This is a genomic window from Dyadobacter endophyticus, assembly GCF_014641595.1.
Taxonomy (GTDB): Bacteria; Bacteroidota; Bacteroidia; order Cytophagales; family Spirosomataceae; genus Dyadobacter; species Dyadobacter endophyticus.
On sequence record NZ_BMIA01000002.1, the window covers coordinates 880839 to 904316 of the forward strand.

The 23478-nt window shown below is 49.9% G+C and carries 18 protein-coding genes; 6 read left to right on the forward strand and 12 right to left on the reverse strand.

Features of this window, described 5'->3' with window-relative positions; all coding sequences use genetic code 11:
• Window positions 1-3 precede the first annotated feature (3 nt).
• The 4 genes from IEY24_RS15900 to queG all read right to left on the reverse strand — a co-directional run bounded on the left by IEY24_RS15900 (window position 4) and on the right by queG (window position 5217).
• Window positions 4-3066 carry a SusC/RagA family TonB-linked outer membrane protein gene (locus tag IEY24_RS15900; protein ID WP_229222409.1) on the reverse strand — a complete coding sequence of 1021 codons (3063 nt, stop codon included), beginning with the start codon at window positions 3064-3066 and terminating at the stop codon, window positions 4-6.
• 193 nt (window positions 3067-3259) lie between these two features.
• A complete protein-coding gene (locus IEY24_RS15905) occupies window positions 3260-3409 on the reverse strand; it encodes a hypothetical protein (protein ID WP_188933791.1) in 150 nt (49 codons plus the stop codon).
• 369 nt (window positions 3410-3778) lie between these two features.
• On the reverse strand, window positions 3779-4192 hold the full coding sequence (locus tag IEY24_RS15910) for a DUF1761 domain-containing protein (RefSeq protein WP_188933793.1): 414 nt from the start codon (window positions 4190-4192) through the stop codon (window positions 3779-3781).
• Window positions 4193-4269: 77 nt separating this feature from the next.
• Entirely contained in the window at window positions 4270-5217 is a 948-nt protein-coding gene (gene queG, locus IEY24_RS15915) for a tRNA epoxyqueuosine(34) reductase QueG (RefSeq protein ID WP_188933795.1), read from the reverse strand.
• Window positions 5218-5377: 160 nt separating this feature from the next.
• Between queG and IEY24_RS15920 the strand changes: the two genes are divergently transcribed.
• The 3 genes from IEY24_RS15920 to IEY24_RS15930 all read left to right on the forward strand — a co-directional run bounded on the left by IEY24_RS15920 (window position 5378) and on the right by IEY24_RS15930 (window position 8492).
• A complete protein-coding gene (locus IEY24_RS15920) occupies window positions 5378-5965 on the forward strand; it encodes a nucleotide exchange factor GrpE (protein ID WP_426293155.1) in 588 nt (195 codons plus the stop codon).
• Between the two features lie 40 nt (window positions 5966-6005).
• Window positions 6006-7166 carry a molecular chaperone DnaJ gene (dnaJ, locus tag IEY24_RS15925; protein WP_188933799.1) on the forward strand — a complete coding sequence of 387 codons (1161 nt, stop codon included), beginning with the start codon at window positions 6006-6008 and terminating at the stop codon, window positions 7164-7166.
• Between the two features lie 126 nt (window positions 7167-7292).
• Window positions 7293-8492, forward strand: a complete 1200-nt coding sequence (locus IEY24_RS15930; RefSeq protein ID WP_188933801.1) for an endonuclease/exonuclease/phosphatase family protein — start codon at window positions 7293-7295, stop codon at window positions 8490-8492.
• Window positions 8493-8561: 69 nt separating this feature from the next.
• On the opposite strand, the gene IEY24_RS15935 is transcribed toward IEY24_RS15930, so the two are convergent.
• The 8 genes from IEY24_RS15935 to IEY24_RS15970 all read right to left on the reverse strand — a co-directional run bounded on the left by IEY24_RS15935 (window position 8562) and on the right by IEY24_RS15970 (window position 18274).
• Window positions 8562-11537, reverse strand: a complete 2976-nt coding sequence (locus IEY24_RS15935) for a glycosyltransferase family 117 protein (protein WP_188933804.1) — start codon at window positions 11535-11537, stop codon at window positions 8562-8564.
• A 185-nt stretch (window positions 11538-11722) separates the two neighbouring features.
• A complete protein-coding gene (locus IEY24_RS15940) occupies window positions 11723-13042 on the reverse strand; it encodes an ABC transporter permease (RefSeq protein ID WP_188933806.1) in 1320 nt (439 codons plus the stop codon).
• A gap of 39 nt (window positions 13043-13081) precedes the next feature.
• On the reverse strand, window positions 13082-13996 hold the full coding sequence (locus tag IEY24_RS15945) for an ABC transporter ATP-binding protein (RefSeq protein ID WP_188933807.1): 915 nt from the start codon (window positions 13994-13996) through the stop codon (window positions 13082-13084).
• Between the two features lie 150 nt (window positions 13997-14146).
• Window positions 14147-14581: a hypothetical protein gene (locus IEY24_RS15950; protein WP_188933808.1), complete on the reverse strand. Its 435-nt coding sequence runs from the start codon at window positions 14579-14581 to the stop codon at window positions 14147-14149.
• A gap of 144 nt (window positions 14582-14725) precedes the next feature.
• Window positions 14726-15130: a hypothetical protein gene (locus tag IEY24_RS15955; RefSeq protein ID WP_188933809.1), complete on the reverse strand. Its 405-nt coding sequence runs from the start codon at window positions 15128-15130 to the stop codon at window positions 14726-14728.
• A gap of 95 nt (window positions 15131-15225) precedes the next feature.
• On the reverse strand, window positions 15226-16452 hold the full coding sequence (locus IEY24_RS15960; protein WP_188933810.1) for an alanine dehydrogenase: 1227 nt from the start codon (window positions 16450-16452) through the stop codon (window positions 15226-15228).
• A gap of 47 nt (window positions 16453-16499) precedes the next feature.
• Window positions 16500-16931, reverse strand: a complete 432-nt coding sequence (gene tsaE / locus IEY24_RS15965; protein WP_188933812.1) for a tRNA (adenosine(37)-N6)-threonylcarbamoyltransferase complex ATPase subunit type 1 TsaE — start codon at window positions 16929-16931, stop codon at window positions 16500-16502.
• Window positions 16932-16987: 56 nt separating this feature from the next.
• Window positions 16988-18274 (reverse strand): Gfo/Idh/MocA family protein, encoded by a 1287-nt coding sequence (locus IEY24_RS15970; protein ID WP_188933814.1) that lies wholly within the window; start codon window positions 18272-18274, stop codon window positions 16988-16990.
• A gap of 115 nt (window positions 18275-18389) precedes the next feature.
• Between IEY24_RS15970 and IEY24_RS15975 the strand changes: the two genes are divergently transcribed.
• Genes IEY24_RS15975 through IEY24_RS15985 form a run of 3 tightly spaced genes read left to right on the forward strand, consistent with a single transcriptional unit; the run spans window position 18390 to window position 23411 of the window.
• A complete protein-coding gene (locus IEY24_RS15975) occupies window positions 18390-20339 on the forward strand; it encodes a heparinase II/III domain-containing protein (RefSeq protein WP_188933816.1) in 1950 nt (649 codons plus the stop codon).
• Window positions 20340-20347: 8 nt separating this feature from the next.
• Complete coding sequence (locus IEY24_RS15980; protein WP_188933818.1) at window positions 20348-21298, forward strand: sugar phosphate isomerase/epimerase family protein; 951 nt, start codon at window positions 20348-20350, stop codon at window positions 21296-21298.
• 16 nt (window positions 21299-21314) lie between these two features.
• A complete protein-coding gene (locus IEY24_RS15985; protein ID WP_188933820.1) occupies window positions 21315-23411 on the forward strand; it encodes an outer membrane protein assembly factor BamB family protein in 2097 nt (698 codons plus the stop codon).
• The last annotated feature ends 67 nt before the right edge of the window (window positions 23412-23478 follow it).

Here is a 23478-nt window from a genome sequence, read left to right on the forward strand (position 1 = left end):
TTTTTAGAAAGAAACCTTCAGGTTCAACCCGTAAGATCTTGTAGATGGCAAACCAAACACGTCGGTCGATTGCAAACTGTTGTTGGTACTCATAGCTTGCTCAGGATCGAAAGGCGCTTTTTTGTAGAAGAAGAACAAGTTCCTTCCTACGAAAGAAATAGAAGCATCTTTAAACACGGTGCCTTTGCTCTTAAAGTTGTAGCCCAGAACCAGCTGGCCTAACCTCACATTTGTTCTTGAATACACATAAGGTTCCATGATCTTGTTTCTGTCGCCCACAGCAGAGTAATAAGTGTAAGGGGCAATAGAAGTAACGGCTGTTCCCTCGGGTGTAACCGCATTGATAGAAACTGACCCCGCATCCCTTGCTTTCGCTGTTTCTTCACTCACACCATAGGAATCCAGGAATGCTTGCGTTTTGGAGAATGCAACCCCACCGAATTTACCGTTTACGAGCACGCTCGCAAAGAAGTTACGATAGTTAAAATTGTTACTCCATCCGAGCAAAAGCTTAGGGTTTACGTTACCCACTTTGGTTTGCGTAGCCGCCTTGGTTGGAACGCCGTTTTTATCCAGGAGGATCTGCCCTGCGTCGTTGCGTGCGAAATGATAAATAAAAACGTCATTGAATGAACCACCCGCTTTGATGATCGATGCAAAACCCTCGTCGTCGCCGCCCACCTGATAGTTAGGATTTGATGCAATCAGCTCTACGATTTTGTTTTTGTTCTGAGAGGCGTTAATCGTCGTATTCCAGCTGAAATGATCCGTACGGAAAGGCTCCGCATTAAGCGTAAGCTCAAATCCGCTGTTTTCAATCCTTCCCGCATTCACATAATAGGTTGTATAGCCCGAGCCCGAAGGTGCTGCCAGTGAAAGGAACTGGTTGGTGCTGACGCCATTGTAATAGGTAAAGTCAAGTCCCAACTTGTTGTGGAAGAACTTCGATTCCAGACCGTACTCATTGGCTACGATTTTTTCAGGCTTCAAATTCGTAAAAGGTACCTGCGTAGGTCTGTTGATACCACCGATACCGCTTGGGCCACCGGCGCCGCCGATCGTACTCAATGGAAGAACCCTGTTATAAGGCACTTCGTTAGCCGTTTGCGAGAACGATGCCCGTACTTTCAGCAGTGAAATCGCCTGGGGCAAATCAAACATCTGGCTGATCACAGCAGATCCACCGATGGATGGGTAGAAGTAAGACTGGTTACCGGTAAGGGCCAGTGTAGAAGCCCAGTCGTTACGTCCAGCCAGATCCAGGAAAAGGTAATCTCTGAACCCGAGAGACAAGTTGGCAAATGCACCTTGCTTGATGGTATTGCTATAATTCGGGTGGTTATTGAAAATCACGTTGTAAGGCATGTTCGAAAACGTGAATACATTGGGATACTGCAACGATACCGTTCCGTTGTTCACGGTCATTCCATCGTAGTATTTGTTTTTCTGGTAACTAAGACCCGCCAATGCATTCAAACTGAAATCACCCAGGCTCTTGTTATACGTAAGAATACCATCCGTATATATGGACTGATCTGTATATTTGGCGTAGTTCCAAGTGCCGTTCGGGCTTACACTTACGGAGTTTCCACCTGCCGCGTAGCGCTTGTCGTCCAACACATCGTTATAGTCAATGTTAGCCCTCACCTCAAATCTAAGATTCTCTACAATATCGTACGCGAGCTTTACATTGGCGATGAGTCTTTTGTAGGACTGCAGTTTTGGGTCCTTGTAAAGTTCCCAGTACGGGTTGTTCTGCTTCTCTTCGGTGGAATACCAGTTCATTTTGTCCATATTCCGCTCCTTATTAAACACCGCGTAATTGTCTTTGTAGCTTTGGAAGTCGCGGTCCCTGGCGAACAGGTACAAACCGGTCAACGGGTTGTTGTAGTAGCCCGCACCCGGACGGTTCTTAGAGACTTCCGAAGACAGGATTACACCAGAGCTGATGGTGATCTTGTCTTTCAGCATTTTGGTGCTTTGTCTGAACGAGAAGTTGTTTTTCCGGTAGGTATTGGTTGGCATGATACCTTTGGAAGAAACATTTGCATAGGAGAAATAAACATTCGTTTTCGCGTTCCCGCCTGTGATAGCCACCGAGTTGGTAAAGGTAGCACCGGTCTGGAAGAAGTCTTTGATGTAATCTTTCTGATAATTGCTTCCTTTAACCTCCGCAGTTCCGGTGGGAGTCCAGCTGTAATCGCCGCCCACAGTTCCATAGCGAAACTGAAAATCGGGAAGACCGGATACTTTTTCTAAAACGGCGCTCGAGTTGAAATCCACGGACAGCTTGCCTTCCTTACCCTTTTTAGTAGTAATCAAAATTACACCATTGGCTCCCTGGCTACCATAAAGGATAGAAGCGTTAGCCCCCCTCAATATGCTGATACTTTCGATATCATTAGGGTTAATCGAGGAAAGACCGTCTCCACCGTCCGTTCCACCATAAGAACCCGGTTGGCCGCCTTTGTTGTTAACCATCGGAATACCATCGATTACATAAAGTGCCTCACTCGACCCCTGCAGCGATTTGTTCCCCCTAAGTACAGCCCTGGTAGAACCACCTGCACCTGAGCTACTCACTTTGATATCGATACCCGCTGCCTTACCATTCAGCGCGTCGACGAAGTTGGTGTTCGCCGCTTGCCGCAATTCTTGTCCTCCGATTTGCTGCGTAGCATAGGTCAACGCCTTCTTGTCACGCTGGATACCCAAAGCTGTTACGACAACCTCTGCAAGATTGGCAGCATCGGGTAGCATTTTTACGTCCATCGAGGTGCGGCCGCCCACAGTCAGTTCTTGCTTTACATAACCAATGGAGCTGAACATGAGAATATCGCTGTCCTTCAAACTTGATAGTGAGAATTTACCCTCCGCATCCGCGGTCGTTCCTTTTGTTGTGCCTTTCACCGTCACTGAGACACCAGGCAGGCCCTGGTCTTTTTCATCTGTTATCTTGCCGGTTACTGTCCTTTCCTGAGCAGAGGCGGATAACGATGTTAAAAGCAAAATAAGCCCGAGCGGGATCATTCCTTTCCCTAAGGCTTTAAGTAATTTTTCTTTCATAATTTAACAAATTAGTAAATTAAAAATTGGTTAAAATTGGTATCGACCGAATAACTGCTAAGCAATTATCCGAGCACAGCAAATATCCTAAAATATCGATAATTAACTATTGATAATTAAAAAATTTTAAAAACCAGCGGATTTATTTACTCCGATACCGGCATTTTGGATGTGTAGCCGACCAGCGGCAAGGTCATGTTCCGGCATCGTTGGCCCCGGGAAGCCCGACACCACCGTCCTCGCTCACTCTCCCTATGACCTTTCGGTACCGGGTGTGAAATGTGTTAATAGATAGCACCGCAGACTGAGGCGTCGACAGCACAAACTGAAAGGTTCTGCGCATAGATACGTTGGGTTTATTTGGATTTCGTAGAAATTTAAATCTATTAACTCAGATAAGCAATTTATTCGGCCGATTTTAATTGCACTAAACTAATATTCCACTTGTAGCGCATTTAAAAGTATTTAAAACATGTATTTCACATCATGGTGAAATATTATTTGTTCAAAATACAATTATAAAAACACATAGGATTTGGTTGCGTGCTCGAAACACAAATGTATATTCGGCGTTTTTACTTTTTCACGAACCATCTTGGAAGAGCGTAACAAAATCTACAAAAGGCGAGAATTACCACGACAAAAAAGTACTACGCAGCGACGGTGACACCGGACGCCAACTAGTATAAAAGTAAGATTGGAAATAGAGAAGCTACTCGTATTTGCGCCACGCGCCGAGGATCGCACCCGTGAGTGAATATACGATCACGCTTACGCCGCCATTGATGAGCGACAGGGCCAATGCTCTCATCGAAAACATGTCTTTGACGATCGTTTCAAACAATACGAAGACGATGCCGAACAAAAGCCCGATGAGAAAGCCCATGACCAGTGACTTGACAGGGACTTTGGTGAATATCCAGGCCATGGTGTAGGCCATGAAGGAAGTGGAGACAATGCTGGCAAGGTAAGGGACCGGACTGGTGGCCGACTTGATCTGCTCCATCGTGAAGCCATTCAAAGCCATCCATTGTTCTGAAAAAATGCCGTACCACAACGCTGGTACTATCTGACCTATCACTACACATACTAGCACGGCCCAAAGATTGACAGATTGTTTTCTCATTGTATTGAGTATTTTATTCAGTCATCGAAAGGTACTCCCAGCCCAAATATAAGAGGTTTCAGATATAATTGTGCTTTTTATTCATCGGATATAACAAATTCGATATTACGCTTTAAACCGGCATATTTGGCCCTTTTCACGGGCGATCTTCGGAATATTTCGCGAAATACTTCTTCTGTGATTTCCCGCCAGTCGCCATTTGAAAACCCGGCAAGCTCCTGGGGTAAATTGAATTGCGGTGTCGTGTGCGGGCGCGCGAAACGGTTCCAGGGACAAACGTCCTGGCAGACGTCGCAACCGAAAATCCAGTTGTTGAATTTACCTCTTACTTCTTCGGGTATCGCGCCCTTCAATTCGATCGTATAATAACTGATGCATTTACTGCCATCTACTACAAAAGGCCCGGTAATAGCATCAGTCGGGCAGGCATCGATACATTTGGTGCAAGTGCCGCAATAATCTCCGGTCGCACTGTCGGGCGCCAGGTCCAGGTCACATATGATCTCGCCGATAAAGAAAAAACTGCCCATTTCGCGGTTCAGCAAATTGGAATGTTTTCCGATCCATCCCAAACCGCTTTTTGCAGCCCATACCTTATCCATTACTGGCGCCGAATCGACGAAAATGCGGCCATTTACCTCTCCTACTTCTTCCTGAATGGCCGTCAGCAATGCACCGAGCTTTTCCTTTAATATATAATGGTAATCGGTACCGTAGGCATATTTGGAAAGTTTGAGGTCGTCGTCGCCTTCCGGGAGGCGCTCTTCGGGATAATAGTTAAGCAGGACGGAGATTACACTTTTCGCGCCTTCTACCAGTTTGGTGGGATCGAGGCGCTTGTCGAAGTGGTTGGCCATGTAAGCCATAGCCCCGTGGTGGTTGAGCGAAAGCCACTTATCGAGTCGCGGAGCTTCGCTTTCTAGGAATTCCGCTTTTGAGATACCACAAAAATCAAAGCCGCATTCAAGCGCCTTCGTCTTAACAAACCGACTTCTCTCCTGCCTTACGATATCTGCTGCCGTCATACTGCAAAGTTACAAATTGATTGTAAAATGCCATCTTGTCAGTAATTTAGCCGTGGCAAAGTAATTTAGGAGAATAATGGCTGTTGCAAAAGTCACGTAACTGCGAAGAACCATGCCGGAAAATACAGAATTCAACATAGATCAAGACAAAAATTACGAAATGAACGAGGATAAAGCTTCATTGGAAACTGACAATCTGGTAAACGAAGAAAATTCCGAAATTTCCAACAATGTGCCTCTGGACAATGCAGGGCAGGAAATTACAGGGGAGGCACCCTCCGGTGAGGCACCCAAAGCCGACCCACTCGATGCTGCAAAGGCCGAAATCGCCGAGTTGAAAGACAAATATCTGCGTCTTTACGCGGATTTTGAAAACTTCCGCCGCCGCACCGCCAAGGAGAAACTGGAAATGATCTCGGGAGCAAGCGCCGACACGGTGAAACTCATTCTGCCGATCGTCGACGATTTCGAACGCGCCAAAGTTTCTTTTGATTCTTCTACTGAAATAGATGCGCTGAAAGAAGGGGTGGACCTGATTTACACCAAACTTTACAAAGCCCTGGAATCCAAAGGCCTGAAAGCCATGGAATCCAAAGGCGCCGATTTCGACGCGGAAATCCATGAGTCCATCGCGCAGTTCCCGGCACCGTCGGAAGACCTGAAAGGAAAGGTGATCGATGAAATTGAAAAAGGATATTACCTGAACGACAAGGTCATTCGCTACGCCAAAGTAATCGTAGGCGCTTAATGCACTCAACCTTCCTTACGGGATACATCAGTAATTAAAAATGGCAAAAAAAAGAGATTATTACGAAGTCCTTGGCGTGGACCGCGGCGCTTCCGCGGATGAAATCAAGAAGGCTTACCGCAAGCTTGCGATCAAGTTTCACCCGGACAAGAATCCCGATGATCCTACTGCGGAAGACAAGTTCAAAGAAGCGGCAGAGGCTTACAGCATCCTGAGCGACGAGAACAAACGCCAGCGCTACGATCAGTTCGGGCACGCCGGTGTAGGCGGCGCTTCCGGCGGCGGAGCAGGTGGTTTCGGCGGCGGCTTCACGATGGACGATATTTTCTCGCAATTCGGTGATATTTTCGGGGATAGCAGCCCATTTGGTGACATTTTCGGTCGCCAGGGTGGAAATGGCCGTCGCGTTCGCAGAGGCTCCGACCTTCGGATCAAACTGAAACTGAACCTCGAAGAAGTTGCCAATGGCGTTGAGAAAAAAATAAAGGTAAAAAGACATGTTACCTGTAACACCTGCGGTGGCAATGGTGCTAAAAACGGCACGTCGCTGACTAACTGTAACGGCTGTAACGGAACCGGACAGGTACGTAAAGTGGTGAGTACCATGCTCGGCCAAATGGTTTCGACTGCCACTTGCCCTACTTGTAATGGTGATGGCAAGATTATCAGCGAACGCTGCGACTCCTGTGCCGGCGAAGGACGCCTGCTGCAAGACGACCTGATCACGCTGAACATCCCGGGTGGTGTGGCGGAAGGCATGCAACTCTCGATGTCCGGCAAAGGAAATGTCCCTGCGCGCGGAGGCGTGGCGGGCGACCTACTGATCGTCATCGAAGAAGAAGAGGACTCATTGTTGAAAAGAGACGGCAATAATGTAATATTCGATATGCATTTGAGCTTTATAGATGCCGCGCTTGGAACGTCGGTCGAAATACCCACCATCGACGGCAAAGCACGCATTACGATCGAGTCGGGAACGCAAGCCGGCAAGATATTGCGCCTCAAAGGCAAGGGTATCAAAGACCTGAATGGCTATGGGAAGGGCGACCAATTGGTACATATCAATGTATGGACGCCACAGCAACTGACTTCCGACGAGCGCTCTACCCTCGAATCGCTCCGTCACTCGCCGAACTTCCAGCCGAAACCTGGCAAGAACGAAAAAGGCTTTTTCGATAAAATGAAAGATTTCTTCCATTGATCATGCCTGTTCAATAAATATTACAAAAGAGCTGCTTCATTACCGGAGCGGCTCTTTTTGCTTGACACCAATAGCGGCCCGCCGCAACTCATCATCGATCATTAAACAACCAAAAACATTTTCTCAATGAAATCTCTGATGCTTACCGGCGCATTACTTTGTCAGGGGCTAGCCAGCCCCGGATTGCTCGTGGCGCAAACCGAATCCGTGCCCCCTTCTACTGTTACATTTGCCACTTACAATGTGAGTATGGAGGCCGAAAACTACTTCCCACGCGGCACTCCCGGCAATTCCGAAAAGGTATTGATTAAAGAACTGGCTTCCGGCTCCAACCAGCAGATCAAAAACATCGCGCAAATCATCAAGACCGTGCGTCCTGGTGTGATTCTCCTGAATGAGTTCGATTATATCAAAAACCCGCAGGAAGGAGTAGTCCAGTTTGTAAAGGCCTATTTAAAAGAGGATTCGAATGGGGTGAAAGGCATCGATTACCCCTACTATTATTATTCCACCGTCAACACCGGCCAGCCGACTCCATATGACCTCGACAGAAACGGCAAAACGGAACAATACGGCTCCGATGCCTGGGGGTTCGGCAACTACCCGGGCCAATACGGAATGGTGCTCCTCTCCCGCTTTCCAATCGATACCAAGGCTGTCCGTACGTTCCAGCATTTCAAATGGAAGGACATGCCTAATGCATTAAAAACCACTACCGAGGACGGCTCCGCCTGGTACGCCCCGGAAGCCTGGACTCAATTCCCGCTTTCGTCCAAATCGCATTGGGACATACCCGTAAAAGTCGGCAACAAAACCATCCACGTTCTGGCCAGCCATCCTACCCCACCCTCATTCGACGGCAAGGAAGACCGCAACGGCAAGCGCAACCACGACGAAATCCGTTTCTGGAACGACTATATCACCGAAGGTAAAAGCAGCTACATTTACGATGATAATGGCAAAAAAGGTGGTCTCACCGCAAATGCCTCGTTCGTTATCCTCGGCGACCAAAATGCCTCACCTGACGAAGGCAGCGCCATCGCCGACGGTATTCGCCAGCTCATCGCCAACCCGGCCGTAAATGGCGGCACTGCCCCGGCCAGCAAAGGTGGCTCCGAACATTCACCGAGCAATGCATTTGCTAAAAACCACACTGCATTCTGGCGTATGCGCGCGGATTACGTACTACCGTCGCGCAAAGGATTTCAAATTATCGATAGCGGCGTTTTCTGGCCTGCGAAGGGCGAGCCCCTGGCCGAGCTGGTGGAGAAACGTGAGTCGAGCTCGGATCATAGGTTGGTTTGGGTTAAGTTGAAGGTTAAGTAATGCACCCCTTATTAAAAAAGAAAGCGGCCCCGGAAATCCGGGACCGCTTTCTTTTTTAATAAACTAATATTACTGCCCTCCGCCATACATATTAAACGCAGCCAGATGCTTCTGGAAAATCGCTTCGTATTTCTTCGCAGCAGCTTCCTGCTTCGCGTCGCGGCATTCCTGGACGATCACTTGCATAATGTACAGATAAACGTTGCTGTCGCGGCGGCGCGTGGTAGCGTTGTTCTTGGCCCAGGTCAGTACTTCGTCGGCGCGTTTGGCCATTGTTTCGGCGATTTCCAGGGCTCTTTTGTTTTCGCCCAGGTCGAACAATGGGCCGATGAAGTTGGCCGAGAATTGGTCGTATGGAATGCTCTTATCCGGCATCGTCGTCAGTGAGCGTTCGATGGCTTTCTTCGCTTCTTCCTTGCGGCCATCGGCAATCAGCTGGCCTGTGAGGCGAAGGAATGCGATGCGCGCGGTTGCTACCGGTGAGCCCAGGTAGGTATTGTCATAATAAGTGTTCGGATTGTCGAGCTCACGCCAGAACATCTTCGTCATCAGATTATTGTACATCACATCCGCATTCACATATCCATCGCTTGCACCGGGTACCTTGACTGGCAACAGGCGGTATGCGTAGCCTTCGAGCTGCATGTACTCTTTCAGGTTCAAGTAGCTCGATCCGCCCAGGGTCGATGAGAAGTAAATAGGACGTTTCCAGTCGTTGGATGCGATGATATCGAGCATGATCAGGTCTGATTTATACAAATCTCCCTTACCGATCGTCCAGCTGATAGAATCGCTCACGAATGGAACGAGGTCGCTTTTAATGATATTCATCTTCTTCACGGCCTCCGCATCCACCGGCAGGAACAATACCGAAGACGGCAGAATAGACGTCATATCGCCGCTCGTCAATGGCACCTGAATAGCCTTGTTTTCCTGTTTTACCAGTCCAAGGTATTCTTTCAGGTTGATACCTGCTTTCACGCTTGGTATTTCATAGAAAGGCACGATATCGTTCTTTCCGAATGCATAGTTGTTCTTGTCGAGCGAAATCGGTAATGCTTCCGACAGGTAAGTCTTGCGCTTCATCTGGTCGATGTACCAGTCTGTCCCCAGAAGGCTCAGGTTACATACACGCACGTCCGTACGGAATCCCTCCACTTCCTGCACATACCACAAGGGGAATGTATCGTTATCACCTCCAGTAAAGAGGATCGCATTCGGTGCACACGAGTTCAGGAGGTTTTTAGCAAAATCAACCGAGTGGTAACGGTGGTCGCGGTTATGGTTATCCCAACCTTTGGTACCCATAATCGCCGGGGCAACCAGGCCGAGGGCCGTAGCAACACCCGCACGGGCCGTACCGCTTTTTACAAACTTGCTGATCGCATCTGCAATGGCAATGACGCCGTAGCCGATCCAGATACAGAAAATATAGAATGAACCCACATAAATGTAGTCACGCTCGCGTGGCTCGGTGGGCGGGGAGTTGAGATAAACCACCAGAGCTACACCGGTCAGGAGAAACAAGAGTCCCAATACCAGCAAATCGCGTTTCTGGCGGAAGTAGCAGATGACAATACCGAACAATCCGAGCAGGAATGGCAGCATAAAATAGTTGTCGTGTGCTTTGTTTTTCGCAATCGGCTCGGGATATTTTGTAGAAACATCCCACGGAGTCATATTGCCTGCACCTTCCTCGTCGCTTTCGCGTCCCACGAAATTCCACAGGAAATAGCGCCAATACATGTGCCCGATCTGGTACGAGAACATAAACGAAAGGTTATGCGACATGGTCGGTTTCTGGCCTTCAGCCAGCCCGGTCATTTGCATATACAACTGCGGGTGACCCGGCTGCGTGCTGTACATACGCGGAAGCAACATATTCGCGCCAGGCTCATATTCGTACTCCGGACGGTAATCGTAAATAGCATACTTGCCATCCTGCTTGCGGTACATCGGCGCGCCGCGTTTCTGACTCACCGGACGCGATACGAACGACGGTCCGTACAGCAACGGACGGCTACCATACTGCTCACGTTTCAGGTAGGAAACGAAGCTCAGGACGTCGTTAGGGTTGTTCTCGTTAATCGGCGGGTTGTATTCGGCCCGTACCAGTACCATCAGGTAGCTGGCATATCCGATCAATACAAATGCCAGTGAAAGCAAGCTGGTATTCAGCAGCACATTGCCTTTCTTTTGAGAGTAACGAATCCCCCAGATCAGCGCCCCGATAAACAATATGATAAAGAAGATCACCCCTGATTTGTAAGGCAATCCCAATGTATTAACAAAGAATATCTCAAATTTACCCGCCATGCTCGGCAAGCCAGGAATGATACCCGAGTTGATGATCCCCAAAACGACCAGACCGCCAACAAAGGCCAGAATACCGCCTAACACGCTGGTTTTCTCGTATTTTTTAAAATAATAAACCAATGCAAGTGCAGGAATCGTAACAAGGTTCAGCAAGTGAACACCGATAGAAAGTCCCACGAGATAGGCGATCAGGATGAGCCAGCGGTTTTCAGCCGCAGGATCCTGGATACGCTCCCATTTGAATACAGCCCAGATCACGATAGCTGTAAAGAAGGATGACAACCCGTAAACCTCAGCCTCCACAGCCGAGAACCAGAACGAATCCGACCAGGTATAAGCGAGTGCGCCAACTATACCGGCACCCATTACCAGCAGTGTATCTGCCTGAGTAAGCTCTTCATCGTTTTTGGCAACCAGTTTGCGAACCAGCAAGGTAATGGTCCAGAACAGGAACAGGATCGTAAATGCGCTGCTCAACACGGACACCATGTTGATCCAGTAAGCCACTTGCAACAAATCGCCTAATGCGAAAAGGGAGAAAATACGGCCGATCAGCAGGAAGAAAGGTGCGCCGGGAGGGTGAGGGACCTGCAATTTGAATGCACAGGCTATGAATTCCCCGCAATCCCAAAAACTGGCAGTACGTTCGACTGTAAGGGCATATGTGATGAATGCAATAGCAAAGACAATCCAACCCGTAAGGTTGTTGGTACGGTTGAAACGGGTCATCTGAAAGACGGTAAATTTGAAAAAGTTATATGCACAATGCGCAAAGATGACGACTCTTTTTGAGCAGTTCTATCATTGATCGGCCAAAATTAGCAAAATAACCACAACGGCAACGGTTTGGGAATCTTAAAAAACGTTAAAGGGCAGGGCCGCGACCCGACAGCCGACAATAGACCGCCGACCGCTCACTTATAAAATATCCACTTCACCAGCTCCTTATAACTAACCTTCTTCCCGTACATGAGGATACCGACGCGGTAGATGCGGGCGGCGATCCAGGTGGTGCCCATGAAGCCTAATATGAGCAGCACCATCGATAGCGCGATTTCCCAGGCCGGCACGCCGAACGGAATGCGGACCATCATGATGATCGGCGAGGTGAACGGGATAATCGACGTCCAGAATGCGAGCGTGCCATCCGGGTCCCGGAGGACGAATTGGGCAAAAACGAAGGAGAAAATAATGGGTAATGTAATGGGAAGCATGAATTGCTGGGTGTCGGCGTCGTTGTCGACAGCCGCTCCTACCGCGCCGAACAATGCACTGTAGAGCAAATAGCCGCCCAGGTAGTAGAACAGGAAGCAGCCGATGATCAGGGGGATATTCAGACTGGCTACTGCGCCGAGCACTTCGGTTACAGGATTATCGACGTTGCCGCCGGGCATTCCCTGGCCAGGTACCTGCGCTTTGTTCATCTCTTTTGCCACCTGAACCGATTCCTTGGATAACTGGCTGCCTATTATGGCCGACGTTGCGCTCGTCAATGCCGTGGTAAGCAGTATCCAGAGTACGAATTGCGTTAAGCCAACCAATGCCACACCGATGATCTTGCCAAGCATCAGGTGGAATGGTTTGACGGACGAAATGATCACTTCCACGATCCGGCTCGTCTTTTCCTCGGTGATCCCCCGCATGACCTGGGTGCCGTAAATAAATACCGACATATAAATCAGGAAAGCACAAATTCCCCCGATGACCGTGGCCGCGCCTGAACTGCTCGTTTTCTCGCCTTCTTCGCTCAGGCTTATCGTTTCGGAATTGATATTGACCCGGGAATCTTCCAAAATTTTATGCGTAATGCCTGCCTCTGCGAGTTTGATATCTTCAATTTCTTTCTCGATTACCTTTTCAATATCCGATTTCAAATCCAGGCTTACATTTTTGGCCGCGTAAATGCGGACGCTCTTCGGGGCTTTGATCACATTGGCGGGAATGTAAACCAGCGCATTGGCCTCGCTGCTCGGGAATGCGGCTTTGGCAGAATCGATACTCTTGTCCGTGAACACGAATTTCAGGGTTTCCGAGTCCTTGAATTTGTTACGGAACAAGCCGCTTTCGTCGAGCACCTGTACGGTTTTGGTATCTACCGAGCTTGCAGCAGCCCAGAATACCGTCCCATAGAAAGCTACAAAAAGTAGCGGTCCCAGCACGGTCATCACCAGAAACGACTTCTTTTTGACCCTTACCAGGTATTCTCTTCTAATGACCAGAAATATATTTCGCATGGGTTTCGGATTAATAACGGTAAATGGAATGCGCCCCGGTTACGCTTCGGGAACTTCATTAACGGCCTTCATAAAAATATCGCTCATGCTCGGGATGTTTTCACCGAACGCACGGATCTCCACTTTCGACAGCAGATTGAGCAGCAACGCATTGGCATTTGTCTCTCCCCCCAGATGAATATCCGAACGGAAGTAGCCGTCTTCGGTTACTCTCCGGTCGAGTATCTGGTAAATGGGGTCCAGTTCGTCGAGATGGCCTTTGTATTCGACGAAATAGGTATGCGTCTTGAACTGCTCCTTGATCTCCTTTTTGGGGCCGTCGAGTACTTTCCTCGACTTGTGGATCAATGCAATATGGTCGCAAAGCTCCTCTACGGTTTCCATTCTGTGGGTGGAGAAAATAATGGTGCTTCCCTTCTGTTTAAGTTCCAGAATTTCATCACGGATGAGATTGGCGTTAATCGGGTCGAATCCGGAGAATGGTTCGTCGAGAATGATCAGATCGGGCTCGTGCAGGACGGTAGAAACGAACTGTACTTTTTGCTGCATTCCCTTGGAGAGGTCGCCGATCGTTTTGTCCCACCAGGTTTTGATATCGAACTTAATGAACCAGGTTTTCAGCTTTTCCATCGCCTCCTTTTGCGAAAGGCCTTTTAGCTGCGCCAGGTAAAGCAACTGCTCCCCTACTTTCATCTTTTTGTAAAGCCCGCGTTCCTCCGGCAGGTATCCGATCCTCGAAATATGATTGGGGTTAAGCGGCACGCCGTCGAACAACACTTCTCCGCTGTCGGGACCGGTGATCTGGTTGATAATGCGGATCAGCGACGTCTTCCCTGCACCATTCGGCCCCAACAGCCCGAAAATACAACCTTTCGGAATGGATAAACTGACGTTATCCAGGGCTGTATGGCTGGAATATTCCTTCGTTACATTCCTTACCTCTATGATGTTCATAATCTCTAAACGGTGTAACCGCAAATATGCGAAGTAATTTCCCGGGTCGCGGTAACCACAGGTACAAAAGCCTCATTTGGCTGATCAATGGCAAAAATAAAAAGCGGGCGGAATAATCCGCCCGCTTTGCCCGGCACATGTCCGTTAATATTATGCGTATTTTTCGCGGATCTGGAACAATACCCAGAAACCGATAATTCCTCCAATGATGAAACCGAGAATACTCAACTGGATAAGGTTACTGATCAGGCCAACCAGCAGCGCATAATAGAGCAGGTTCCATCCAGCTCTTTTGCGTGCTTTGAGCGGCGAAAAGGCCATCAGGTACATGACCAACGTAACGATACCGAGTGCGATCCCGACGTAAGCATTGAACGCAAGACCTGCCGAAAGCCCCCCAGCCCCTAAAACCGCGCCACCTACGCCCAACGCCGTGACCAGGCCCAATACCCCGAGAACAGAGAGCACAAGGATAATGTAAGGGCCATATTGTACGAGAAATTCTTTAACACTCTCTGAAAACGGCGGAAATTTTTGAAGGAAAATTGGTTCGAGTTCCTTCTCGAGAAGTAGTTTAGATTCCATAGACGGGGGATTTTTTTAGCTGAGTTTCAAATTATTAATTTATAAAACTAAAACAAAATCCGGGAACCCGATCCCCACAATCTAGTAAGCGTTCCAACTGTTTATTTAGCGGCCTGTCAGCAATTTTCAATCGACATCCAGCCGCTAATCTTCGGGATAAGGCACATATACGAAACCCGAAAACTCGCCTATCAATGCAAACAGACAGCAGAACTCTTCCGGATTCTTGTAATTTTCCGTAAAAAGCAGCACCGATTCCGGTGCGATAAGATTGCGGTCGACAAACTCCTGCATATACGACGCCTTGTAAACATAATTGTTGGCCAACTCCGTCGAATCGATCAGCAGTACGCCGAGATCGACCTCATTGTTGGTAACGGCAAAGATCGGGTATTCCGAAAACCCGCGTTTACGTATCTGGTAAGAGGCTTCTTTGAGTTGGTCGGCGACCTTGATAAAATCCTGCGATATGTATCCCATCAATTTCTGATTCAAATCCGGAGAATTTGCATCATCCATCAGGGCATTTTCATTACTATTGTTGATCATATGGTACTTCGGCCTTTGGCTATCGGCCGTCGGCTTTTTTGTTAAATACTAGAAATTCAAAAGGCCGACAGCTAAAAGCCGACAGCCGGAAGCTCTCACATTCTCGCCGCTAACAACAACGTCAAATCCTTATAACGCATATTAAAGCTGCGGGCGATGTGTGAATTGGTTAGGGTGCCCTTGTGACAATACACTCCCTTCATAAACCAACGATTGGCATAAATCATTTCCTCGATGCCTCCGATTGTCCCGGTTTGAAGCAAAAACGGCAAAAATACGTTACTGAGAGCCGTGCTCGCCGTGTGCGCCACGCGCGACGGGATGTTGGGTACGCAGTAATGAATGACCTCACTGTATTTGAAAATCGGGTTTTTGTGCGTCGTCATCCGTGACGTTTCGAAGGACCCGCCCTGGTCGATGCTCACATCGATGATCACCGAGCCCGGTTTCAGCTTCGATACCATTTCCCGCGTTACCACCATCGGGCTCAGGCCATTTTCGGCCCGCATCGTGCCGATCACCACATCTGCACGGCCGATCGCCTCTGCCAGCGTTTCGGAGTCGATAATGGAAGTGTACAGGTTTTGCCCGATCGAGTATTTCAACCTTTGCAGGCGGTAAATATGTTTGTCAAAAACCTTTACGTCGGCGCCCAGGCTCAGGGCCGCGCGTGTGGCATATTCGGCTACGGTACCGGCGCCAAGGATCACGATCTTCGTCGGCGGCACACCGGTAATACCACCGAGGATCACGCCCCGCCCGCCGTTTGGCGTGGAAAGGTATTCAGCGGCGATCAGCAGCACGGTGCTGCCGGCGATCTCGCCCATCGCCCGGATAATCGGCTTTCCCCCTACCTTATCCTCGATCAGTTCGTAGCCGATGCCGGTTATTTTCAGCTCATTCAGTTTCTCAAAATATTGCTTTTCCAAAGCGGGCAGATTGAGGGCCGAAATCAACGTCGTTCCGGCTTTCACATAACCGAACTCCTCTTCCACCAGCGGCTCCACTTTCAGGATTACATTGGCCTGGTAAACTTCCTTGGGGCTGCTGACGATCTTCGCACCGGCTTCGCTGTATTCATGGTCCGACAGGTTGGCTCCTTTGCCGGCATCCTTTTCTACCCACACTTCGTGCCCGTTCCTAACCAGGATCCCGACCGCGTCGGGTGTGAGCGCGATGCGGTTTTCCTGTAACGAAACCTCTCTCGGCAGGCCTATATGCAGTGAATTCTGGTCCTTTCGGACGGCCATTAACGATTCCTGGGGGTACAGCACCGACTGCTTGGCGAGCTCTTCAAAACCGGTAATCTGAGGTTGTGCCATTGACTAGCAAAATGAAAGTGAAACTGTAACTAACTAAATGTGACCTCTTATACCCTGGTGACTTCCAATATTCTCATGCCACTTTCATCCGCTTCCAGATGAAGTTGCATATAATTCAGCGGCCAAAGGCTCTCAACCTTCCCCGGCCACTCGACAAAGCAGAAATCCCCCGAATCGAAATACTCCTCCACGCCCATGTCCAGGGCTTCTGTTTCGTCCTTAATCCTGTAAAAATCAAAATGGTAGATTGTTTTGCCGCCCGCGTCATATTCATTCACCAGGGAGAAAGTGGGGCTTTGCACGTGCGTTGTAACCCCGAGATGGCCGCACAATGCCTTGATGAGCGTCGTTTTACCGGCTCCCATCTGACCTTCGAAGAGCCAGACGGGCGTCTCCGCGCCAAGCCTCAGCAGCGCTTCGGATACATTTGCAAGCTCGTCGAGTTCTTTAAAACGAATAACCGTGGGCTGTCCAATCATGTTGCAAAAATACACAATTTGGAAAAACCCGTGACAATTTTATGCCTTCCGGCGCGTCATACTTTCCATTCTTTTCGCATCGACCGGCCCAACAGCTCGTTCGCCTTTTTATCTCCTTCAAATTGTTCCTTCACCGGGTCCCATTTCAGCGAACGCTCCAAGCCGTACGCGATGTTGCCGATATTGCAAACCGACGCCGTCCGATGCCCGGTTTCGACATCGCAAATCGGCGGTTTCCTTGTCCGGATCGCATTCAGAAAGTCTTTATAATGGTTGGTACTGACATAAACGCCGGCATCACCCGCATTGACGGTCTTGTCTTTCAATGGCTCGGGCGTCGTTTTCAGCTCTCCGCGGGCTACAAATACTTCGCCGTCGGTGCCTACAAAATGGCAATGCTGCTTGCCTTCCATTGGTCGGTGGATTACCTCTACGCCGTTGGCGTATTTGTAAACCAACCCTTTTCCAGGTTCTGAATAAACCAATTCAGTAGGTCCGCTCGCGTCCATATTCAGGCCCCATTGCGCAATGTCGAACATGTGTGCGCCCCAGTCGGTCATGCCGCCGCCGCCGAATTCGACGTAATCGCGCCATTTAGGCCAGAATTTAGCATCCATAGCCGGGGCGAGTTCATTGTTATAAGGTCTTTCAATCGTATTTGGACCCATCCATAGGTCCCAGTCGAGACCTTCCGGCTTGGTTTCGCCTTGCAGATCCCACACTTTCGGCGGGCCACCTACATTGACATATACTTTTTTCACAGTTCCGATAGCCCCGCTGCGTACCAGCTGCACGGCTTTTGTGAATTCAGGCGCCGAGCGCTGCATACTTCCGGTTTGGAAAACCCGGTTATGATTTCGAGCCGCATTTACCATTGCCCGGCCTTCCTTAACCGTCAGGGAAAGTGGTTTTTCACAATAAATATCCTTTCCTGCCTCGGCAGCACGGACGGCCATGGCAGCGTGCCAGTGGTCGGGTGCAGCTATCACCACCGCGTCAATATCTTTGCTCGAAAGCAACTCCCGGAAATCCTTCATGCCGACAGCCGCCTTGTAAGTGCCCTGACCCAGCTTTTCGGAATACCATTTATTGGCCGCATTCACAAATGCCTCCTGCTTGACCGCATACACATCCGAGGCTGCGACAATGCGTGTTTCCTGCGTATCCAGAAATCGGTTACGCAAGCCTCCGCTCTGCCGCCCGCAGCCGATGAAGCCCAGGGCAATCATGTCGCTCGGCGCTTTGTAACCACGCCCGAGCACATGCCGCGGCACGATCATAAAGGAAGAGATAACAGCACCTGCTTTCAGGAAATCGCGGCGGTTCAGACGTTCGGCATTCATATTTTTTCAGGAATTTGTACTAATTGAATTTAAATTAAAGGCCGAAGTAAGTGATTCTACTGAATATTGGAGTCTTATAGTTAGGCTACATTCAACTTCCTAAACCACAGCCGTTATGATCAGACTACTACTGGCGTTTGCCCTGGCGATAGCATTGTCCGGGGGCGCCCAGCCTGCGGGCGCACAAGTCACCCAGCGAAACATTCTCGCCCGGAAGTACAGCCAGAGCGCATTCAGCGAAGCACTCATTCCGCTTGATCAATGGGCACCCTACCCCAAAACACCCGAAGAATGGCGCAGCAAAACCGACCCGGCCGAACTCGCGAAAATCATCAAAGCAGGTGAAGAGGCCTTGGAAAAGCCTATTCCAATGGTTACGGCAAGCCTTTTGCTCGATTTTACCCGCAGCGGCGACCGCGAGCGACACGCAGCCGCGTCGTTCGGGCGTAGAAACCAGTTGATGAGCCTCGTGCTCGCCGAGGCTGTGGAGGGCAAAGACCGTTTCATGGAAGCCATTCTGAACTCGGTATGGGCTATTTGTGAAGAAACCTACTGGGGTGTACCGGCGCATTTGAGCGTGCAAAAAGCCAAAAACGGCCTGCCCGACGTACAGGATCCGACCGTCGACCTTTTCGGCGCCGAAACCGCAGGCGTATTGGCACTTACTGATTATTTCCTGGGAGCGAAACTGGATAAAATGTCCCCCCTCATCAGGCCGCGCATTTACTTTGAAACCAATAAAAAGATATTCGAACCGCTGAAAGACGCCAAACGCTACGGCTGGCTAAGCACTACCAATCCCGTGAACAACTGGAACCCGTGGATCGTATCCAACCTGCTGATTGCCGATTTGCTATTGGAAAAAGACGCCCAAAAACGCAGCGATAATGCGTATCAGTATATGGTGTTCCTCGACCGGTATTTCAATAGTCTAGGCGACGACGGTGGTTGTGACGAAGGCCCCAGCTACTGGTTTGCCGCCGGTGCCAGCGCCTATGATGCACTCGCGATTCTGGAAAGCGCTACCAGTGGAAAAATCAATATTTATGACAATGATCTGATCCGCAAAATGGCGGCTTACGTTTACAAAGTGCATATTGCGAACGATTACTTCGTCAACTTCGCCGATGCCGACCCGAAGCTGAAACCGGACGGGTTAATGCTCTACCGCTTTGGAAAGGCCGTTCAGGACCCGGAACTGACTGCGCTAGGCGAATGGGCTTACGGCCAGTTCGGCGCGATTACCGGCGGCAATGGTTACCAGCGCCCCAGAAAAGTATGGAACCTTCTCACAACCTCCGAATTGAAGCCAGATCAATCCAAAACTTACAAGCAAGTAGCACAATCATGGCTTTCCGACATTGAAGTGCTAACCGCCCGCTCCGACAACGGCCTGTACCTGGCCACACACGCCGGCCACAATGCCGAAAGCCATAACCATAATGATGTCGGCGATTTTATTGTGTATGCCGATGGCGAGCCCGTGATCGTCGATGCCGGCCGCGGTAACTATACGGCGCGGACGTTTTCTTCCAAAAGGTACGAGCTTTGGTTTACCCAATCCAAATACCATAATCTGCCGGTCATTAATGGGTTCGGACAGCCGGCCGGTAAGCAGTTTAATGCGAGGAACGTTAAAAGCAATATTTCTGAAAAGGAAGTTTCGCTGGCAATGGACATCGCTCCGGCCTATCCGCAGGAGGCTGGCATACAAAAGTGGAACAGGCTGGTAAAGCTCAATCGCAGTAAAAATGCGGTCGAAATCTCCGATGATTACACCCTGAAACAGAAACCGGACTCATTACAGCAAATATTCATGACCGTCTGCAAAGTCGATACCGGCACACCCGGCAAAATCATCCTGACGACCTCCGGTAAAAAAACCGTTTCGCTCACTTATGACCCGAAGACCTGGACCGTTTCCACCGAATTACCATCCACCGAAGGTATGGAATATAATAGTTTCAAAACCAAATGGGACGGCAATCCGGTTACCCGCATTGTACTCACCAGCAAGGCATTAAAGCCAAAAGGCAAACACATTTTCATCATTACCAAATCCTGAACAAGCCCATGAGCCTATCCCGCAGAGAATTCCTCATCAATAGCACCCTCGCCGGCACCGTCATTCCTTCGCTGGCACAAGAATCGTTTGCAAACCCGGCCAATAGGGCGGCGGATGATTTGAAAGTCAATATATTTTCCAAACACCTGCAATTCCTGAACTACCAGGATATGGCCGAGGTGGCCAAAGAGCTCGGTTTTGACGGTATTGACCTGACGGTGCGCCCGAAAGGCCACGTATTGCCCGAAAAAGTGGAAACAGACCTTCCGCTTGCCGTGGAAGCGATGAAAAAAGTAGGGCTTGCCCCGCAGATGTTTTGTACGGCCGTCGAGGACGCCGCAAATCCCGTTGATAAAAAACTGCTGGAAACGGCGGCTAAGCTGGGTTTCAAGTATTACCGCATGAACTGGTACCGATACAATGAGCAAAAAGCGATTCCTGAGCAGCTTGGGGAGTTTGGCACCAAAATGGCTGGGTTGAGTCAATTGAATGATAAACTGGGCATCCATGGTTGCTACCAGAACCATTCGGGCCGGATGGTGGGCGCCTCGATGTTCGAGATCTGGCAAATACTTCAAAAAGCTAATCCAAAAACCATGGGTGCGCAATACGACATCCGCCATGCCACTGTCGAAGGCGGCCTTTCCTGGCAGACGGGCTTCAACCTGATCCGTCCGCATATCAAGACGATCGTGATCAAGGATTTTTATTGGGACAAAAACAGCAGTGGTAAATGGGCGGTGAAAAGCGTGCCGCTGGGCGAAGGAATGGTGGATTTCAAAACCTATTTCAAACTGCTGAAAGACCTGAAAGTGGATGTGCCGATCTGCCTTCACCTCGAATACCCGCTGGGAGGTGCCGATCAGGGTGCATATGAAATTACGGTAGATAAAAAAGTGGTCTTCGACGCGATGAAGCGCGATTTGCAAAAACTGAAAGAACTCTGGGCAGCCGCTTAACAACCAGCCGCATTCCATGAAACCAAACCCCGTTCTTCTGTCGGCATCGTTTGCTGCGCTATGCGGTTTTGTGATCAGCACCCATTCTTCCGACCAGAACTGGCCGGAGTATAACGGTAACGGCGCGCGTAGCCATTACTCTGCCCTGAACCAGATCACGAAGGAAAATGTAGCGCAACTCAAAGTCGCGTGGACGTACGCGTCCGGCGGTGCCGATACGGCGCGCAACCGTACGCAAATGCAATGCAACCCGATCGTGATCGACGGCATTCTGTACGGCGTCTCGGCAGGGACGCAGGCATTCGCATTGAATGCCGCGACCGGACAGCAAATCTGGAAAACCGATATTGCCGACAATGGCGGCACGACGAGCCGTGGCGTTACCTATTGGTCGGGTGGTAACGAAAAGCGCATTTTCTTCGGGGCCGGGAAATGGATTTATGCATTGAATGCGAACGACGGGTCATTGATCACCAGCTTTGGTGAAAATGGCCGCATTAATCTAAAAACCGGTCTCGAACGCCCTGGCGCGGATGATTACATTACGCCGAATACCCCCAATACGATTTACAAAAATCTGCTGATAACCGGTGCCCGTGTCAATGAAAACGAAACCGCGCTGCTCGGGGACGTGCGTGCGTATGATGCGCGTACGGGAAAGCTGGCCTGGACGTTCAGGACAATACCAGCGAAAGGCGAATATGGTGCCGAAACCTGGCCTGTGAACGCGCGCCAGAATTTCGGGGGAGCAAATGCGTGGGCCGGTATGGCCATCGACCGGGACCGCGGGATCGTCTACATTCCGACGGGATCGGCGGCATACGATTTTTACGGAGGCAACCGGCCAGGCAACAACCTCTTTGCCAATTGCCTCCTCGCCCTGGACGCCGCAACAGGAAAACGCCTGTGGCATTACCAACTCGTGCATCACGACATCTGGGACCGCGACCCGCCCTGCCCTCCAAACCTGGTGACCGTCACGCACAAGGGTAAGCGTGTCGATGCCGTAGTGCAGGTCACAAAGCAAGGTTATGTATTCGTCCTCGACCGCGTTACCGGCAAACCGCTGTTTCCAATCAAGGAAACCCCATTCAATTTCCCGGGCATTGAAGGTGAAAAAGTAAGCGCTACGCAGCCTATTCCCACATTACCGGCCCCATTTGCGCGCCAGACATTCAACGCAGGTGATTTCAATGCATTCGTAGCCGACCGCGATTCGCTCGTGGATGTGCTTTCCAAAGCCAAAACCGGCAGCGCCTACATTCCGATCACTTCCAGCATGACCGTCTTCTATCCCGGCACCGATGGCGGCGCACAGTGGGGCGGCGCGGCTACCGACCCCAGTGGCGTCATGTACGTTCCAGCCAAGGAAATACCAGTTTATACTTCACTGATTAAAAAAGAAATCCCTAAAAACACGGCCGGCGTAACCGGCGCTCAGTTATATCAAATAAATTGCGCCGCCTGCCATGGAGCCGATAAGATGGGCAACCACGACGGCTCCTACCCCTCGCTCGCTAACCTCGAAAAACGCCTCAAACCTGCGCAAGTAGAGACAATTCTGCAAAACGGACGCGGCATGATGCCATCTTTCACGCACATCTCGGACGCCGAACGAAAGTCGATCATCGCCTATCTCAGCAACCAGGAAAATAAGGAAAGCGTTAAAATCGATTCCAAAACGCAGGTTCCTTATCAGCACACCGGGTATAACCGCTGGTACGACCGGAATGGCTATCCGGTAAGCCAGCCGCCCTGGGGCACTTTAACGGCTATCGACCTTAATACCGGTCGGAGGAAATGGCAGGTACCGCTCGGCGAATACAAGGAGTTAACAGCCAAAGGCATTCCCCCAACCGGTACTGACAATTATGGCGGCCCATTAGTCACTGCCAGCGGTTTGATCTTCATCGCAGCCAGCCGCGACGAGCAGTTCCGCGCATTCGACAAGGAGACTGGTAAAATTTTATGGCAAACGGCATTGCCTGCTGCGGGATACGCCTCGGCAAGCACCTATTCAGTGAATGGCAAGCAATATGTCGTCATAGCCTGTGGTGGCGGTAAGCTGAATACGAAGTCGGGTGACAAGTATGTGGCGTTTTCATTGCCTTGATGCACATTTTACTTCGCCATTTTAAATGTAAGACTAACTTTGTGAGCATTAGGATAAGCTCATTACC

Coding starts and splice junctions, on each gene's coding strand:
- IEY24_RS15900 (WP_229222409.1), bottom strand. CDS start 3,066: ATGAAAGAAAAATTACTTAAAGCCTTAGGGAAAGGAATGATCCCGCTC.
- IEY24_RS15905 (WP_188933791.1), bottom strand. CDS start 3,409: ATGCGCAGAACCTTTCAGTTTGTGCTGTCGACGCCTCAGTCTGCGGTG.
- IEY24_RS15910 (WP_188933793.1), bottom strand. CDS start 4,192: ATGAGAAAACAATCTGTCAATCTTTGGGCCGTGCTAGTATGTGTAGTG.
- queG (WP_188933795.1), bottom strand. CDS start 5,217: ATGACGGCAGCAGATATCGTAAGGCAGGAGAGAAGTCGGTTTGTTAAG.
- IEY24_RS15920 (WP_426293155.1), top strand. CDS start 5,378: ATGAACGAGGATAAAGCTTCATTGGAAACTGACAATCTGGTAAACGAA.
- dnaJ (WP_188933799.1), top strand. CDS start 6,006: ATGGCAAAAAAAAGAGATTATTACGAAGTCCTTGGCGTGGACCGCGGC.
- IEY24_RS15930 (WP_188933801.1), top strand. CDS start 7,293: ATGAAATCTCTGATGCTTACCGGCGCATTACTTTGTCAGGGGCTAGCC.
- IEY24_RS15935 (WP_188933804.1), bottom strand. CDS start 11,537: ATGACCCGTTTCAACCGTACCAACAACCTTACGGGTTGGATTGTCTTT.
- IEY24_RS15940 (WP_188933806.1), bottom strand. CDS start 13,042: ATGCGAAATATATTTCTGGTCATTAGAAGAGAATACCTGGTAAGGGTC.
- IEY24_RS15945 (WP_188933807.1), bottom strand. CDS start 13,996: ATGAACATCATAGAGGTAAGGAATGTAACGAAGGAATATTCCAGCCAT.
- IEY24_RS15950 (WP_188933808.1), bottom strand. CDS start 14,581: ATGGAATCTAAACTACTTCTCGAGAAGGAACTCGAACCAATTTTCCTT.
- IEY24_RS15955 (WP_188933809.1), bottom strand. CDS start 15,130: ATGATCAACAATAGTAATGAAAATGCCCTGATGGATGATGCAAATTCT.
- IEY24_RS15960 (WP_188933810.1), bottom strand. CDS start 16,452: ATGGCACAACCTCAGATTACCGGTTTTGAAGAGCTCGCCAAGCAGTCG.
- tsaE (WP_188933812.1), bottom strand. CDS start 16,931: ATGATTGGACAGCCCACGGTTATTCGTTTTAAAGAACTCGACGAGCTT.
- IEY24_RS15970 (WP_188933814.1), bottom strand. CDS start 18,274: ATGAATGCCGAACGTCTGAACCGCCGCGATTTCCTGAAAGCAGGTGCT.
- IEY24_RS15975 (WP_188933816.1), top strand. CDS start 18,390: ATGATCAGACTACTACTGGCGTTTGCCCTGGCGATAGCATTGTCCGGG.
- IEY24_RS15980 (WP_188933818.1), top strand. CDS start 20,348: ATGAGCCTATCCCGCAGAGAATTCCTCATCAATAGCACCCTCGCCGGC.
- IEY24_RS15985 (WP_188933820.1), top strand. CDS start 21,315: ATGAAACCAAACCCCGTTCTTCTGTCGGCATCGTTTGCTGCGCTATGC.